Origin of the sequence: Aurantiacibacter arachoides (assembly GCF_009827335.1) — a bacterium.
Lineage (GTDB): Bacteria > Pseudomonadota > Alphaproteobacteria > Sphingomonadales > Sphingomonadaceae > Alteraurantiacibacter > Alteraurantiacibacter arachoides.
Genome location: NZ_WTYH01000001.1, coordinates 1,771,305 through 1,787,133 on the forward strand (window position 1 = coordinate 1,771,305; position 15,829 = coordinate 1,787,133).

At 64.5% G+C, this 15,829-nt stretch carries 15 protein-coding genes and 1 tRNA gene; 7 read left to right on the forward strand and 9 right to left on the reverse strand.

Annotation, left to right across the window (positions count from 1 at the left end; translation table 11 throughout):
- Positions 1 to 66: 66 nt before the first annotated feature.
- From GRI62_RS08690 to GRI62_RS08700, 3 genes are read right to left on the reverse strand one after another with little or no spacing between them, the layout of a single operon-like run.
- The gene (locus GRI62_RS08690; protein WP_234032717.1) at positions 67 to 687 is read right to left on the reverse strand and encodes a LuxR C-terminal-related transcriptional regulator; all 621 of its coding nucleotides are present in this window, start codon (positions 685 to 687) and stop codon (positions 67 to 69) included.
- Positions 688 to 734: 47 nt separating this feature from the next.
- Positions 735 to 2,531 (reverse strand): ATP-binding cassette domain-containing protein, encoded by a 1,797-nt coding sequence (locus GRI62_RS08695; RefSeq protein WP_131452934.1) that lies wholly within the window; start codon positions 2,529 to 2,531, stop codon positions 735 to 737.
- Entirely contained in the window at positions 2,521 to 2,991 is a 471-nt protein-coding gene (locus tag GRI62_RS08700) for a lasso peptide biosynthesis B2 protein (protein ID WP_160731850.1), read from the reverse strand. Before GRI62_RS08700 ends, GRI62_RS08695 begins: the two co-directional genes overlap by 11 nt.
- A gap of 169 nt (positions 2,992 to 3,160) precedes the next feature.
- On the opposite strand from GRI62_RS08700, the gene GRI62_RS08705 reads away from it, so the two are divergent.
- From GRI62_RS08705 to GRI62_RS08720, 4 genes are read left to right on the forward strand one after another with little or no spacing between them, the layout of a single operon-like run.
- Positions 3,161 to 5,131 carry an asparagine synthase-related protein gene (locus GRI62_RS08705; protein WP_131452936.1) on the forward strand — a complete coding sequence of 657 codons (1,971 nt, stop codon included), beginning with the start codon at positions 3,161 to 3,163 and terminating at the stop codon, positions 5,129 to 5,131.
- A complete protein-coding gene (locus GRI62_RS08710; RefSeq protein WP_131452937.1) occupies positions 5,128 to 6,054 on the forward strand; it encodes a P-loop NTPase family protein in 927 nt (308 codons plus the stop codon). The genes GRI62_RS08705 and GRI62_RS08710 overlap by 4 nt, the downstream gene beginning before the upstream one ends.
- The gene (locus GRI62_RS08715) at positions 6,047 to 6,922 is read left to right on the forward strand and encodes a sulfotransferase domain-containing protein (RefSeq protein ID WP_131452938.1); all 876 of its coding nucleotides are present in this window, start codon (positions 6,047 to 6,049) and stop codon (positions 6,920 to 6,922) included. Before GRI62_RS08710 ends, GRI62_RS08715 begins: the two co-directional genes overlap by 8 nt.
- 37 nt (positions 6,923 to 6,959) lie before the next feature.
- Positions 6,960 to 7,238, forward strand: coding sequence for a PqqD family protein (locus GRI62_RS08720; protein WP_160731851.1), 279 nt, complete (start codon positions 6,960 to 6,962; stop codon positions 7,236 to 7,238).
- Positions 7,239 to 7,419: 181 nt separating this feature from the next.
- Here GRI62_RS08720 and GRI62_RS08725 read toward each other — a convergent pair whose 3' ends face one another.
- Positions 7,420 to 8,436, reverse strand: a complete 1,017-nt coding sequence (locus tag GRI62_RS08725) for a DNA topoisomerase IB (RefSeq protein WP_131452940.1) — start codon at positions 8,434 to 8,436, stop codon at positions 7,420 to 7,422.
- Between the two features lie 156 nt (positions 8,437 to 8,592).
- Here GRI62_RS08725 and yghU point away from each other — a divergent pair, with 156 nt between their 5' ends.
- Both yghU and GRI62_RS08735 read left to right on the forward strand, forming a co-directional pair.
- Positions 8,593 to 9,462, forward strand: coding sequence for a glutathione-dependent disulfide-bond oxidoreductase (gene yghU / locus GRI62_RS08730; protein ID WP_131452941.1), 870 nt, complete (start codon positions 8,593 to 8,595; stop codon positions 9,460 to 9,462).
- Positions 9,463 to 9,508: 46 nt separating this feature from the next.
- Positions 9,509 to 9,583 (forward strand) — tRNA-Gln (locus GRI62_RS08735).
- A 10-nt stretch (positions 9,584 to 9,593) separates the two neighbouring features.
- On the opposite strand, the gene GRI62_RS08740 is transcribed toward GRI62_RS08735, so the two are convergent.
- Positions 9,594 to 10,826: a lipopolysaccharide biosynthesis protein gene (locus tag GRI62_RS08740; RefSeq protein ID WP_131452942.1), complete on the reverse strand. Its 1,233-nt coding sequence runs from the start codon at positions 10,824 to 10,826 to the stop codon at positions 9,594 to 9,596.
- Positions 10,827 to 10,888: 62 nt separating this feature from the next.
- On the opposite strand from GRI62_RS08740, the gene GRI62_RS08745 reads away from it, so the two are divergent.
- Entirely contained in the window at positions 10,889 to 11,299 is a 411-nt protein-coding gene (locus tag GRI62_RS08745; RefSeq protein ID WP_131452943.1) for a VOC family protein, read from the forward strand.
- Between the two features lie 24 nt (positions 11,300 to 11,323).
- Here the strand turns inward: GRI62_RS08745 and GRI62_RS08750 are convergent, their stop codons facing one another.
- The 4 genes from GRI62_RS08750 to GRI62_RS08765 form a co-directional block, all read right to left on the reverse strand.
- Positions 11,324 to 11,998 carry a retropepsin-like aspartic protease family protein gene (locus tag GRI62_RS08750; protein WP_131452944.1) on the reverse strand — a complete coding sequence of 225 codons (675 nt, stop codon included), beginning with the start codon at positions 11,996 to 11,998 and terminating at the stop codon, positions 11,324 to 11,326.
- 58 nt (positions 11,999 to 12,056) lie between these two features.
- Complete coding sequence (egtD, locus tag GRI62_RS08755; protein ID WP_131452945.1) at positions 12,057 to 13,043, reverse strand: L-histidine N(alpha)-methyltransferase; 987 nt, start codon at positions 13,041 to 13,043, stop codon at positions 12,057 to 12,059.
- Positions 13,043 to 14,290, reverse strand: coding sequence for an ergothioneine biosynthesis protein EgtB (egtB, locus tag GRI62_RS08760; protein WP_131452946.1), 1,248 nt, complete (start codon positions 14,288 to 14,290; stop codon positions 13,043 to 13,045). Before egtB ends, egtD begins: the two co-directional genes overlap by 1 nt.
- Positions 14,291 to 14,373: 83 nt before the next feature.
- On the reverse strand, positions 14,374 to 15,777 hold the full coding sequence (locus GRI62_RS08765; RefSeq protein WP_131452947.1) for a class II 3-deoxy-7-phosphoheptulonate synthase: 1,404 nt from the start codon (positions 15,775 to 15,777) through the stop codon (positions 14,374 to 14,376).
- Positions 15,778 to 15,829 lie beyond the last annotated feature (52 nt).

Sequence of the window (15,829 nt, forward strand, 5' to 3'; positions counted from 1 at the left end):
CAAATAAAGCATTCTGATGGACGCGAAATACGGACCTTGGGCCAGTAAGCCAGGTCCGAATTGCTGCTAAAGGCCGGCTTCCACCGCCAGGCGGATCATGTCGGCGCTGCTTTGCGTGCCGAGCTTTTCCATCGCCAGTCCGCGGTGCATCTTTACCGTCTTTTCCGACAGGCCCAGCTCCCACGCGATCTGCTTGTTGCGCAGCCCGCCTGCAACCAGCTTCAGCACCTCGCGCTGGCGGGGGGACAGGCCCTGAACGGCGACACTGGCCCGTTCCCGCCGCGTAATCTCGGGGCTGTCGCTGCTTTCGTCCAGTTCCACCTGCGATCCGTGGAAATAGGCAAGCTCGCCATCCTCGTCGAAGATCGGCGCGACCAGCACGGCGTTGCGGAAGGGCGTGCCGTCCTTCTTGTAATTCAGGATTTCCACCAGCACCGCCTTGGGCACCCGGATGCAATCGCGCATCCGCTCACTTAGCCAGGGTTCGGTGCCCGGCCCGGCCAGGAAGCGGCAATTGCGGCCGACCACCTCGTCTTCCGAATAGCCGGTCAGATCGAGGAACGCCTGGTTGCAGGCAATGATTGGGTTATCCTTCAACCGCGGATCGCTGACGACGGAGGCGACCGGATTGGTCGAGATCAGGTCTGCGACCTGCGCGCTTGTCTTTGACTTGAGCCCTGTGTTCACACGATCAGCTTAGCAAAGGGGAACATTTTGGCAACTGGCCAAAGCGATTATCCCACGACCCGGGCATGGCCACCGGTCACTTCGATTCGCTGATCGGCATGCATTACGGCGTTGAGTGAATGGGAAACCATCAGCACCACGCGGTTGCCGATGTCCTGCCGAAGCCTCCCGATGATGCTGCGTTCCAGCTCTGCATCCATGGCAGACGTCGCCTCGTCCAGGATCAGCAGGTCGGCGGGGCGCAGCAGCGCGCGGGCAAGGCACAGGCGTTGGCGCTCGCCGCCCGACAGCCGTGCCCCGCCATCAAGCATCGGCTCGTCAAGACCGGCGGGAAGGCGCGCGACGATATCGCCTGCCCCCGCCGTCTCCAGCGCCGCCCACAGCTGCTGGTCGTCGGCCTCGACGTTGGGCCAGCACAGGTTCTCGCGCACGGTGCCATCGAAGATAAAGGGCTCCTGCGGGGCGAAGCTGACGCGGGCCTGCCAGCCGGGGCGGCTCGCCGCATCGAGGGCATAGGCGCCGCGCGACACCATGCCCTGCGCGGGCAGGTGCAGGCCGGCGAACAGTTCCACCAGCGTCGATTTGCCCGCGCCCGAAGGCCCGCCCACATGGACGAGCGTTCCCGGCGCGAACAAGAGATCGTCTGCGCGCACGAGGGTGATGTTTTCCCCCGCGAGGCTGTTCACCTCCACGCTCACGGCTTTCGCTTCGAGTGGTTGGTCGGCCGGGGGTTCGCCGGAAGGCTCCCGTCCCGGCACGATGCCGCCGCTCGCCTTTGCACGGCGCAGTTCGCCCTCGATCGCGCGGATGGATTCGAACGCCGGCATGGCGTGGGCAAGCGACTGGACCCCGGTAAGGGTGGTGACGAGATTGGGCGCCAGGCGCATGACGATGGCCGCCATCACCACCAGTTCGCCGCCGTTCAGGCCAATGACCCCATAGCCCAGCAACAGGACGAGCAGCGCCGCGACCGAGGCGATGAACTGGATACTGTTGCGCAGCCGCCCCTGCTGGGTGACGAACTGGACGCTGATGAGGCGCGCCTCCGCGATCGATCCGGCAAAGCGCCGGCTGAGCTCGTCCTCCGCGCGCGCGGCCTTGGCAGCCTTCATGCCGTCGAGGAACGTCGTCGTCTCGTGCATGACGAACCGATTGGCTTGGTTGAGCTGGCGCCCCAGCCGGTGGCTGCGGCGCGACCAGATGGCCGCGAACACACCGCCGATGGCGATCAGGCCAAGCAGTGCGAGACCGAGCGCGACGCTGACCACGAAGGCCGATGCGAGATAGGCCAGTCCAAGGACGCCGACCACGATGCCGCTCGACAGGAAGCGAATCGCCTGTCCCAGCCGCCCGACGTTGGTTGTCATGGTGTTGAGCAGCTCCGCCTTGCGATAGCGCTTGATCACCGGCCAGTCGGCATGGGCAAGGAGCGAAAAGAAGTCGAGGCGGACACGATCGATGAAGCCCTGCGACATCTGCATCAGCACGATATCGCGCCGCAGCAGCACGACCGCGCGCAGCGCCACCAGGGCAATGAAGATAACGCCCAGCCCGGCAAGCTGTTGCAGCACGCTGTTCAGACCCACGGCCTCCATCCATGCCGCGATCTGCATCGTCAGCCCCGATCGGGCCGCGCCCTTGCCCTCGCCCGCAAATATGGTTTCCGCCACGGGCACGAGCAGCACGAGGCCGGCACTTTCCAGCACGGCCGCAAGCGTAATGATGGACAGCGTGCCGAAGATCCCATCCGCGGCATAGGCGCGGATCGCCTGCAACAGGTCGCCAAAGCTTGCCCCATCGGCGTCATTCGGGCCCGCGTAATGCGGCCCTGCGTCACTCCGCATTAGCGCGCGCTTCGTTCGGTCGACCTCTGCCCCTGCCAAAGGCGAGGAACTGGTCGCGCTCGAATGCACCGGTGAGAACGTGCTCGCCAACCATCAGCCAGGCATGGAACAGCAGACCTTCCTCCAGCGTCCCCCGGCGCGATCCGATCACGATGTGCGAATCGATGCCGCGACGCGCCAGCGCCCAGCGCCCCGCCATGGCCCGGGGCAGGCACACCGCCTCGAACAGGGTGAGGCGGTTGGCGATGCGATCGACGGAGCGGCCAATGGCAATGGCCTGCGCCTCGCGCTCAGCGGAAAGCGGCGGCCAAGAAGAACTATCGCGCTCGCCATTGATCGGGCCCAGCGTCGCCTTCCATTTCCGGAACGGCACGAACTTGATGAGGAAACGCGCGTAGCCAAGCGAAAGCCAGACCTCCGCCAGAAACAGCTTTTTCTTGAGATATTGCGCAAGGGTCATCGTGCGTATCGTCTTACAGGAACATCGGGAAGCATCACAATATCCCATCATCGCTAACTACCGCCAACAGTTTGGCTCCAGACCCCAGTCGGGTCCGATGTCTGCTGCCATCGCCTCGCATCCGATAACGGGCTTGTCTTGCAATGGGTTGTCTGATTAGGCGCGAGCCATGTCAGCCATCGGAGCGATCTTCCAACGCAAGGGCGATCCTGTTTCGAAGGACGCCATCGAGCGAATGAGCGCATCCCTGCGCGTCCACGGCGCGCTGCGCCAACAGCATCGCCGCCTTGATAATCTGGCCGGATGCTGGACGAAGGGCATGGAATTCACGCCCGAAGATCGGTTCGAACAACAGCCGATCGTGAACGGCGATCAGATTTTCCTGTTCACCGGATGCCTCGATTATCGCACCGATCTTGGCCGCGCGATCGGCGTGGAGCCGGCGCGGCTGGTATCGATGTCGGACAGCGCGCTCGCCCATGCGGCGTGGAAACGGTGGGGGCGCGACTGCCTGCTGCGGATCGAAGGGCGCTGGGCCATTGTCGTGATGGATGCGGCGCAACAGACGCTGTTCGCCGCCAAGGGGCCGCTCGGCGGACCACCGCTGGTATTTCACGAGACAGCCGAGCTGTTTGCCATAGCTTCCGCCCCAATCGGACTGCACGCGCTGGCCGCGATCCCGCGGGAGATCGACGAACAACACGTCGCCGATGCGATGATCCTCAACTTCCAGGACGGCGAGCGAACCTTTTACAAGGGCGTGCAGACGTTGCGGGGCGGACACTGCCTGGAGGTGCGCCGCGACCGGGTCGAGATCCGCGAGTACTACCAGGTGATGGATGTGCAGCCCGTCCGCTTCGCCCGCGACGAGGAGTACGTCGAGGCACTTGATGCGCTGATGAGCGATGCCGTCGAAAGCTCGATGCGAGCGCTGGTTACGCCGGCCTGCACGGTCAGTGCCGGCCTCGATAGCTCTACCGTCGCGGTCTACGCGCTCGAAGCGCTGGGGCGCGGCGCCCACGGCTTCACCGATCCGCTGCTCGGCTACACCCACGTGCCCGGCAAGGACTGGGATGGGCGCACCTATGGCGCGGGCCGCATGGGTGACGAGTCCGGTCCGGTCAGGGCCTTGGCGCAAATGTATCCGCAACTGGACGTGACCTTTGTCGCATCCGAAGGTTTGTCGCTCGATGACCGGCTCGACGACCTGATACGGCTTTCGGAAATGCCGCCGTTTGGCCTCAACAACCTGCATTGGAGCAACGAAATTTCACGCCGGGCGCGCGATGCGGGGCGCAACGTCGTGCTGACCGGAGCGAGCGGCAATCGCACGATTTCCTTCACCTGCCGCCACATCTTTTCCAAGCTATTCCGCGAAGGTCGCTGGATCGAACTGCACCGGGAACTGCGGCGGCTTGACTGGAAGCAGGGCATGGCCAAGCGCTATTACAGGGCCGTCGTGCAGCCGATGTTGCCGGCGCGCGTGATCAAGGCGATTTCGCGGTATCGCGGCGATCTGTCGCACGCGGGCTTTACCGGGTTCTCGGCGATAGGCAGCGACTATGCGCGCGACATGCGCGTTGCCGAAAGAGCAGTCGAGATGAATTGGGACGACAGTTACGGCACAATCCGCAGTCCGCAGGAATTGCGTCGCCGCATGACCGTCAACGGCAACCGCGAACAGAACGCGATGATGCGGCTGGCCAACGAAAGCCTTACGAAGGTGACCCACCGCGATCCGCTGGGCTGTCGTCGCATTACCGAATTCTGCTTCGCCATTCCCGATGAGCAGTATCTGCGCGATGGAGTGGATCGTTTGCTGGTGCGGCGGCTCATGAAGGATCGCCTTCCACCCGAAATCGTCGACCTGAAGGTGCGCGGTCGACAAGCGGCGGACTGGCACGCCCGCTTCACCAAGGACATTGATCGCTATCGCGACGAGATCGAACGCGCTGCCGCCGATCCGCAGATGGCCGAGCGGTTCGACATTCCGCGACTGCGCAAGATATTCGATACCTGGCCCGAAGCCACGCCGCTCGACGCTACCGATCATCCGGATTACCTGGTTGCCATGACTGGCATCGGTCGCGTGATCGGCATGTCGCGTTTCATCAATTGGGTGAATGGAAAGAACCTTTGAACGATACCCCTTTCACCGTCTGCGCCGACCTTGACCTGGGCACGCGCGTCGCCACGTACCTGCGCAGCGAAGGGGCGGACGTCATCATCAGCGAAGGACCGGTGCCCGACCGGCTTGAATCCGTGACTGACGAGGGCGCCGCGTTCGCTGTGAACGAGCGAGCGTTCCTGATGCACGTTCCGGGCGGTGCCAGCTTCCTGGTGGAGGATGGCAACCGCATTACCTACGCCCGCACGGGCGCATCTGATCGTGACGTCGCGCTGTTCCTCCTAGGTTCGGCATGGGGTGCGCTGTGCTATCAGCGAGGGCTCTTGCCGCTGCACGCCAGTGCCGTCATCCGTGATGGCCGTGTCCATGCCTTCACCGGACCCTCAGGGGCTGGCAAGTCGACGTTGACCGCCGCGCTGTCCGATCGCGGGCTCGCCTTTTTCACTGATGACGTGTTGATCGTCGATCCGGCCCGGATCTCGCCGGGGGATGCGCCTTGCTATGCCGGGCAAAAAGATATGAAGCTGTGGCGAGACGCGCTCAAGCTCACGGGGTCCGAGCAAATGGGTGCGGTGCGTGACGAGCCGGGATTCGAAAAATTCTTCGCCATTCCCGCCAATGCCGAGGCGACGGGTCGCGGGCAACTCGCCAGCCTGACGATCCTCAAGAACGAGAATGTCCGGCGTGATCGCCAGCCGGTGGAAATCGAACGAGTGACGGGTGCGACTGCGATCAAAAAGCTGCGCGAAAGCATCTATCGCCTGCGGTTCGGCACCGCGATCATGGGCCGGCAAAAAATCTTCACCGCGCTTGCCCAGTTGATCTCGGCGGTGGAAGTGCAGACCTTTGATCGTTCGCTGGACAAGCGGGCCTTCGACGACAGCACCGCCACGATACTGGAATGGGTGCGCAAGCACGGCAAGGCCGATGGCTGAGCAATCCCCGCGGCGCGCGGAAGACAAAACGCCTGGCATCGCCTGGCTCGCGTCCTTCCCCAAATCCGGAAATACCTGGACGCGGATCCTGCTATCCAATCTCATCGCGCGCGAAAGCATCGACGACGATCGGTTCGCCTCCCTCCCGGGTTCGATCTCGTCCAATCGGACGGCCTTCGATGTCATTACCGGGCTACCCTCGTCGGACCTGACCGACGACGAGATCGACCTGCTCCGTCCGCAATTCTATCGGATGCAGGCGGACTCGGCGGAGGGCCGGTTGTACATCAAAGTCCACGACGGATACCATGAGACCGGCAAGGGCGAGCCGCTATTCCCGGCCGATTGCAGTTTCGGCGCCATCTATCTCGTGCGGCACCCCTTCGATGTCGCGGTCTCCTATGCGCATCACCAGGGCCACCGGGACTTCGACAAGATCGTGGCGCAAATGAACAATGTCGGCCACATCATGGCAGGCGGCAGAAAAGGTCAGTTGCGGCAGAAAACCCTCGGCTGGGGCGGCCATTATCGAAGCTGGCACCAACAGGACGCGATACCCGTGCTTACGGTCCGCTACGAAGACATGCTGGCGGACACCGCCGCCGCCCTCACCCGCATCGCCCACTTTCTCGGCCTGCCCGAGGCTGGCGATGCCCAGGCCATAGCCCGTGCCGTCGAGGAAAGCCGGTTCGAGCGTTTGCGCGCCAAGGAAGAAGAGCATGGCTTTGGCGAACGGCCGGAAAAGACGGAAAAATTCTTTCGCTCCGGTCGCTCTGGCGAGGGGCGGGACGTGCTGACGCTGGCACAGCGGACGTCGCTTGTGGCAAGCAACGAAGATGTCATGGAAAAGCTCGGTTATTTGCCCTAACCGACCGGATCAGGGCATTAAGCGAATGGGGGACTGCGTGAATATCGACAACGACTGCACGGTGAAGAAAACCGAGAACTTCGTCGAGACCGTCGTCGATGACGAGCTGGTGCTTCTCCATATTGTCAACGGGCAGTTCTACAGCCTGAAGGACACCGGGCGCACCGCCTGGGACCTGCTGGACGAGCATCCGCGCTTCGGCCAGCTCGTCGATGCCATGCGCCAGACCTACGATGTCGACGAGGAAACCTGTCGTAACGAGCTGCAGACGCTGATCGGCGATCTTGCCAAACGCACGCTGATCGAGGTGAGCTAGAGTCCTCGGCTCCTAGTCATTCTCTGCGCACCTCTGCAACAGCGCCACATCGCACCCAGTGATTCGGGGTCGGAGAGATTTTCCTCCCCTCCGACGACGCCATCTCTCAGCTTAGCCCGTAACTGATGCGGCATGGCTTCGCTCGGCTGTAATTAAACAGGGGCTAAGGCCGAGCCAAACATCAGGCCGCTTGCAAGTACTCGACTGCGCCCGGTCCGCTTTCCAGCATGGCGAGCAAGCCCAGCTCGAACTGATTGAGGTGGGTCTGCGGGCGCGGCAGCTTCAGCGTCTTGCGCCATTCCTCCTGCCGCGCGACGAGGTCGATCACGGCGGGGTGAATATAGCTCTTGCGGGTGACGGCGGGCGTGTTGCCGAGATGGTCGGCTACGCGTTGCAGCACGGCCTTGATCGTCAGCTTGTCTTCCGCCTCTGCCAGCATCCGGAAGGCCATGACACTGGCGTGCCAGGTGCGGAAGTTCTTGGCCGAAAAGGCGCCGTCCATCTTTTCCCGCAGGTAGGCGTTGACGTGCCCGGAGTTCACGTCTTGCGGCTCGCCATTGTCGCCGACCCAGGCGAACAGTTCCTGCGAGTTCAGGTCCTGCAACTGGCGCACCACGCGGGCAAGCGAGGCATCCGACAACTTCACGTCGCGATCCTTGCCGCCCTTGCCGACGAAGCGCAGGCGCAAGGTGCGGCCCGTCACCTCGGCATGGCGCTGCTGCAGGGTGGTCGCGCCGAAACTCTGGTTGGCCTTGGAATAGCAGGTGTTGCCGACCCGGATCGCGCCGAGATCGAGCAGCTTGACCACCGCGGCCACGGCGCGGTCCCGCGTCAGCTTGGGCGAGCGCATGTCCTTCAACACCCGCTCCCGCAGGGCCGGCAAGGCACGGCCGAAGGCGGCGCAGGAATCGAACTTTTCGCCTTCGCGCCAGGTACGGAAATTGGGGTGATAACGGTATTGCTTGCGGTCCTTGGCATCGAACCCCGTCGCCAGGATATGCCCGTTGGGCTGCGGACAGAACCATTCCCGGCGATAGGCCGGCGGCAGGGCGATGGCATTCAACCGCCTGCGCTCCTTGGTGCAGCGAATCAGCTTGCCGTCGCAATCGTAGTAGGCCCATCCCTTGCCCGAACGCTTGCGGGTAATGCCCGGCAGGCAGTCATCGACGTAGATCAGATCGGTAGGACGTGATGCCATGATGGTTGGCGTAACGAGCTGATATGGCGGCCGGTTCCGCAGGCTGGACCAAAGGCCGTGAAGCGCTGGCACCGGGGGTGCCAACATTCGCGTTCTTGCCCCGCCCCGCTCGCCCTCCCATCTGCCTGGGGCATAACACACACAAGGAACACGACGATGGCCGATCCCACTTATACCCCGCCCCAGGTCTGGCAGCCGGCCGAGAGCGGCGGCAAGTTCGCTGGCGTCAACCGCCCCACCGCCGGCGCGCGGCACGACGCGCAACTGCCCGTGGGCGATCATCCCTTCCAGCTCTATTCGCTCGCCACGCCGAACGGGCAGAAGGTGACGATCATGTTCGAGGAGCTGCTGGAAGCCGGCCATCCGCTGGCCGAATACGACGCCTGGATGATAAAGATCTTCGACGGTGACCAGTTCGGCAGCGGCTTCACCGCGCTGAATCCCAACGGCAAGATACCCGCCCTGCTCGATCGTTCGGGCGCAACGCCGTTCCGCGTATTCGAGAGCGGCGCCATCCTGCAGCACCTTGCCGACAAGTTCGATTTCCTGCTGCCCAAGACCGGCGCGGCGCGTGCAGAAGTGCTCAGCTGGCTCAACTGGCAGATGGGCACCGCACCCTTCATCGGCGGCGGCTTCGGGCATTTCTACCAGTATGCGCCGGAGAAATACGAATATCCGATCAACCGATACGCGATGGAAACCAAGCGCATCTTCTCCGTCGCGGATAATCGCCTGGCCGAAAGCCACTACCTCGGCGGCGAGGCCTATTCGATCGCGGACGTGGCCGCCTATCCGTGGCTGGGTGCCCTGGTGCACGGGGCCTACAGCGGGTCGGACAGGTTCCTCTCGCTGGACGAATACGATCACGTCCAGCGCTGGGTAAGGGAGCTCGACGCCCGGCCCGGCGTGATCCGCGGACGCATGGTGAATACCGAGGCCATGCCCGAACGCCACAGCGCCGCCGATTTCGATGCGGTGGAGGATCGCACCCTGTTCGATCCGATCAGGAAGCGTGCGGACGCTTAAGCCCGTTGCGGCGCCGGTCCGTTACGCTATAGGGACCGGCGCCTGCTGGGGCGTAGCCAAGTGGTAAGGCATCGGTTTTTGGTACCGACATTCGCAGGTTCGATCCCTGCCGCCCCAGCCAATTCCTCGTTTCAGGCCCGCAGCCGTCGCGTCAGGATGGCAAGGCTTGTCACGGTAACGATGCTGGTGCCCAGCACGACGAGTGCGGCGCCGACCACACCGAACCATTCAAGCAGCCACGGCAAACTGGCGAGGCCCACCGTCAGCGGGATGGCGCGGGTCACGAAGTTGGAGATCGCCCGTCCGCGCGCCACCAGCAAAGCCTCCAGGCTGGCGCCCACCAGTTCGACGGAGGCCGCGCCCGCCAGCACGATCATGGGGATCGTCGCGCCGACGAATTCGCGCCCGGCCACGGCCATGATCAGCCACTCGCCCAGCACCAGGCCGAGCAGGACCACGATCACGCCGGTGCCAATGGCGATGCGGGTGATCTTGCCGACCAGGATCTTTGCCGTGTCGGGATTGCGCACGAGTTCGGGATAGACCGCGCGCAGCAGGGCCTGCGACAGCTTGAGCAGCCCCTCACCCAGTTGCGAGGCGACGCGGTAAATGCCCGCCAGCGCCGGGCCGCCGAACACGCCCACCAGCAACACCAGCAACTGCCGGCTGGCGATGGCGAGCGAGGCGGTAAGGCTGGTGCCCCAGACGAAGCCCCAGGCATCGGGCTGTTCACGCGGCAGCCGGGTCAGGCTGATGCGCGACAGGTGGATCGGCTCGGTCCGGGCAGCCAGCCACCAGTACATCGCGGCAGTGGCAATCTCGGCAGCGCCCCACACGATCAGGAAGCTCTGAATGGTGGGGTGCAGAAACACCGCGATGCCTGCGCCCGTGGCGCGCACGATGCTGGTCGTGGCGTCAGCATAGGCCGCGCGGTCATACCGATCGTGCAGCCGCAGCAGCCCGGTAGGCGTGGAACGGATCGCCAGCAGCGAGGCCACGGTGAAGAAAAAGGTCGGCAACAGCATCTTTTCGGGCAGCAGCACCGCCTGGCCGAAGAACAGCAGCACGAAAGCTGCGATGACGATCCCTGCCGTCACGGCCGCCAGGTCCAGTGCGATGGCGAAGCCGGTCACGGTGCGGCGGCCTTCTTCGTCCTGCCCGAACCGGATGATCGCCTGCCAGGTCTGAAAACTGCAGAAACCCGCCACGATCTGCGCAAAGGTGAAGGCGATCACGAACAGGCCGAACCGTTCGGGCCCCAGTTCGCGGGTGGCGATGGCGAGATAGACCATGCTCAGCACCGCGTTCACGCCCCGCGCGCCGATCATCCATCCGGTATTGGTCAACAGGCGCCGCAGCATCATCGCGCCCCTGCCCCCAAACGCGCACAATTGCAAAAGCGGCGTGGTGGGATAGACCGGCGGACATGGCCCGAAACAGTCCCGATCATGCCCTTCGCCTCGCCTTCGTGAAACTCAACGTGCCCAGCATGGCGCCGGCGCTGGCCTTCTGGCAGGCCGCGATGGGGTTCAAGATCGTCGATACCTACGACGAGGACACCTTCCTCGAAAATATCCTGTCGCTGCCAGGCGAGGACCAGCTGCACCTGATGCTGGTGGAATGGAAAGGGCCGCTGGCCATTACCATGGGCACCGGTCACGGTCCCGTAGGCTTCGTGACGCACGACGTGGAAGCCTCGCTTTCGCGCGCGGTTGCCGCAGGGGCGAGCGTGGAATTGCCCGCGACCGAGGTGGCGCCGGGTCTCGTCATAGCCAAGTTCGTGAGCCCGCAGGGACACGAGGCGGAGCTGGTGCATCAAAAACCGAAGGAGGACTAGCGCACCGCCCCTGCGCGCCTCAGCTCATTCGGCACTCTCCAGCGGCGGCTGCGGGTTGTTGGGTGTCAGGATCAGTTCGCCCTGCTCGATCCGCACGCTGGCGAGGCGGCTCAGCAGGTTCATGCCGATGACGTTGGTATCGCCAAGACCAGGCGCGATGACTGCATCCAGCCCGCGCGCAGCGACGTTGCCGAAGCGCAGTTCGTCGATGGTGGTGAGAGAGGCCGATACGGCTCCATTGGCCGTCTGCAGGCGGATGGGCAGCCCGCCGTCCCGCGCATCCAGCCCGGCCATGTCGGCGGTGGACTGGGAAATCGCGGTCAGCGTTGCGCCGGTATCCACCATGAAAGCAGCACGCTGGCCGTTGATCTCCGCCTCCAGCCAGAAATGCCCGTCGCGGGACAGCGGCACGCGGGTCTCGCCGCCCTCCACGACCTGCTCGGGCAAGCCGAACTCGGGCACCGCCAGATCGAAGCGCGGGTCGAGGCGGGACAGTTGCAGAACCACCAGCAGCAGCACGCCTACGAGCATCAGTGTGCTGGCAACGCGCATCAACCGCCCGACAAACGGCACGCGGCGGATCATCAGCGATCCCAGCAGGCCCAGCAACATGGCCACCATGGCTGCCAGCAACAGGTCCGACTGGGGAATCCCGCGGATCGAGTGGGCCAGCTGGTCGAAGACGGGGGCGAAATCCATCCTGGCTATATAGCGAGAGAATCGCGCATTGCGATGAACCGGCTGCGTCTGAATGCAGTCAGGGGGCGCTGCGCGGGATGGTGGCGCGCGCGAGAACCAGCGAGAAGCGCTTGTCCGCATCGGTCCACCGTTTCACCGGTGTCCAGTGCCCGGCAAGCAGCAGCGTATTGGCGCTGCGCCTGGTGAACTTGTGGCTGTTTTCTGTGTGGATGGTCTCGCCGCTGCCCATCATGAATGATCGCCCGGCGACATCGAACGACACGTCCCGCGTGGCGACGAGATGCATTTCCACCCGCGCGTATATATCCACCCAGCGAGCTTCGTGACGGAAGGCGTCGATGGGGATCGTGCCGCCAAGTTCGCGGTTGATTCGGGTCAGCAGGTTGCAGTTGAACGCCGCGGTCACCCCGGCGGCATCATCATAGGCCGCTTCCAGGATCGAGCGATCCTTGATGAGATCCATGCCGATCAGCAGCAGCGAGCCGTCGCCCAGCGTGGCGCGCATGTTGCGCAGCAGGTCCACCGCCGTGCGCGGGACCATGTTGCCGATGGTGGAGCCGGGGAAGAAGCCCAGCTTGGGCATGTCGCCAACCTCGGCGGGAAGCTCGACGCGGCGGGTAAAATCCGCCTCAACCGGATAGACCGGCAGGCCGGCGAACTTGCCGGCAAGATCGGCGGCGGCGGCGCGCAGGAAATCGCCGGCGATATCCAGCGGGACATAGGCGCCGGGATCGATGGCGGAAAGCAGCAGCGGCGTCTTGACCGACGAGCCGGAGCCGAATTCCACCACGGCCCGGCCGGGCCCGACCATCTGTGCAAAGTCCTCACCGCGGGACCGCAGGATTTCCGTCTCCGAGCGGGTGGGATAATATTCCTCGACCCGGGTAATGTCCTCGAACAGCTCGGACCCGCGATCGTCATAGAACCAGCGCGCAGGAATGGCCTTTTGCGGCTCTGCCAGGCCGTTCAGCACGTCGGCACGAAAGGCGCGGTCGACGCCATCCTCGTCGAGATCGACAAGGCGAATTCCCTCGGCGTCTGCCATCAGATATCCTTTGCCAGCCGCAGGCCGGTGAACTGCCAGCGTTGCTGGGGGTAGAAGAAATTGCGGTAGCTTGGCCGGGAATGGCCGCGCACGGTGGCACAGCTGGCGCCTTTCAGCACCCACTGTCCGGCCATGAACTTGCCATTGTATTCGCCCACCGCGCCCTCCACCGGGCGGAAGCGCGGGTAGGGCAAATAGGCGGAGCGGGTGAATTGCCAAACGTCGCCGAACAGCTCGCCCGTGCCCACCGGCAGCGGCGGCGCGGCGGTATCGAGCTGGTTACCTGCCTCGGCATCAAAGCCCGGCATATCCTGCCCGCGGGCCGCGGCCTCCCACTCGAACTCGCCGGGCAACCGTGCGCCTGCCCAGGTGGCAAAGGCATCGGCCTCGTAATAGGAAATGTGGCACACCGGCGCGTCGGGATCGCGCTGCTGCCAGCCGGCATGGGTGAACTGTTCGCCATCGCGCCAGTAAAGCGGGGCGGCAATGGTGCGGCGTTGCACCCAGGCCCAGGCATCGGACAACCACAGGCGATGATCCGTATAACCACCCTCGGCAATGAACTGGTCCCATTCGCCGTTCGTCACCAGCCGCCGCGACAGGGCGAAGGGTTCGAGCAGCACGCGATGAACGGGCCCCTCGTTGTCAAAGGCGAACCCAGCCGCCTGGTGACCGACGCGGGCGATCCCGCCCGGATGGCTTATCCAGCCGTCCTGCTGCGCGGGGGCAACGCGGTTGCCCGCCTCCCACATGGCCGGGCCGAGCGGGTTCTGGAACAGGCCATGCTTGATGTCCGTCAGCAGCAGTTCGATGTGCTGTTCTTCATGGGCGATGCCAAGCGCGACGAGATCGGCCACGCGCGGATCATCCAATAGCGGCTCCATCGCCGCGTTCACGTGCGCTCGCCAGTCCAGCACCTCGGCCAGCGTCGGGCGGGTAATCAGCCCGCGCTTGCCACGCGCAATACGTTCACCCTCGGCTTCGTAATAGGAATTGAATACGAACGGCCAGCGTTCGTCATGCAGGCGATACGCGGGGATGTGATCGCGCAGCAGGAAGGTTTCCCAGAACCACGTCGTGTGCGCCGCGTGCCACTTGGCCGGCGATGCGTCGTCCATCGACTGGATCGTGACGTCAGCCTCGCTGAGCGGCGCCAGCAGGCTTTCGGTCAGAGCGCGCGCGGCGCGAAACCGGTGCGCGAGATCGGTGGGCGGATCTATGTGAGGGCGCGTGCTCGCCTGGGCCACGGCCCTCTCCTGTCGTCAGCAATGTCGTGTCAACGCCAGCATGGAGCAATTGGTTTCCCAGGCAAACCCCGGCTTTTCGTCACCTAACCTGTGTTAGCCACCGGACCGGGTCGCACGCCGGGCGCGCCTGCGGCCAGTTCCAGGTTGAGCATCTCGGCCAGCAGGAACGCCAGTTCCAATGACTGCGCGGCGTTCAGGCGCGGATCGCAATGCGTGTGATAGCGATCGTTCAGCCCGGCATCGGTGATAGCCACCGCGCCGCCGGTGCATTCGGTCACGTCCTGCCCGGTCATCTCCAGGTGGATGCCGCCCGCATGGGTGCCCTCCGCCCGGTGGACGGCGAAGAACCCGCGCACCTCTGCCAGGATCCGCTCGAATGGCCGCGTCTTGTAGCCGCTGTCGGCCTTGACGACGTTGCCGTGCATGGGATCGCAGCTCCACACCACCTCGTGCCCCTCGCGCGCGATGGCGCGGACCAGCGGCGGCAGGCCGGCCTCCACCTTGTCCGCGCCGAAGCGGCTGATGAGGGTGATGCGCCCCGCCTCGCGCGCCGGGTTCAGCGTATCGAGCAGGCCCAGCAGCACATCGGGCGCCAGGCTTGGCCCGCACTTGATGCCGATGGGGTTCAGCACGCCGCGCAGGAATTCGACATGCGCGCTGCCTTCGAACCGGGTGCGGTCGCCAATCCACAGGAAGTGGGCGGAGGTATCGACCCAGTCGCCCGTCATCGAATCCTGCCGCGTCATCGCCTGCTCGTAGGGCAGCAGCAGCGCCTCGTGGCTGGTATAGAAACTCGTCGCCTTGAGGTGCGGATCGCCCTCGATATCGACGCCGCAGGCTTCCATGAAGTCCAGCGCCTCACCGATGCGGCTGGCGATGTCGTGATACTTGTCGGCCCACGGGCTGCGGCCCATGAAATCGAGTGTCCAGCGCTGAACCTCGCGCAGGTTGGCATAGCCGCCGCCCGCAAAGGCGCGCAGCAGGTTGAGCGTGGCCGCCGCCTGCGAATAGGCGCGCACCATGCGTTGCGGATCGTTGCGGCGAACGTCGGGATGGAATTCGATGCCGTTGACGTTGTCGCCGAAATAGCTCGGCAGCGTCACGTCGCCCTGCGTCTCCGTGTCGGAACTGCGCGGCTTGGCGAACTGGCCAGCCATGCGCCCCAGCTTCACCACCGGCATCTTGCTGGCAAAGGTGAGCACGGCGGCCATCTGCAGGATGACGCGGAAGGTATCCCGGATGTTGTTGGGGCTGAATTCGGCGAAGCTCTCGGCGCAGTCGCCGCCTTGCAGCAGGAAGGCCTTGCCGGCGGCAACCTGCGCCAGTTCGGCCTTCAGGCGACGCGCTTCTCCCGCAAACACCAGCGGCGGAAACCCGGCGAGGGTATCTGTTGCCTCGGCAAGAGCCGCCGCGTCCTCGTAGGCGGGCAGATGCTTCGCGGTGAAGCGATCGGTCTGCCAGCTTTCGGGTGTCCAGTCGTATGCCACGTCTCTCGCCAATCGAAAAAGGCGCCCTCCCCGCCGGGGCGCGTTCGGTCAG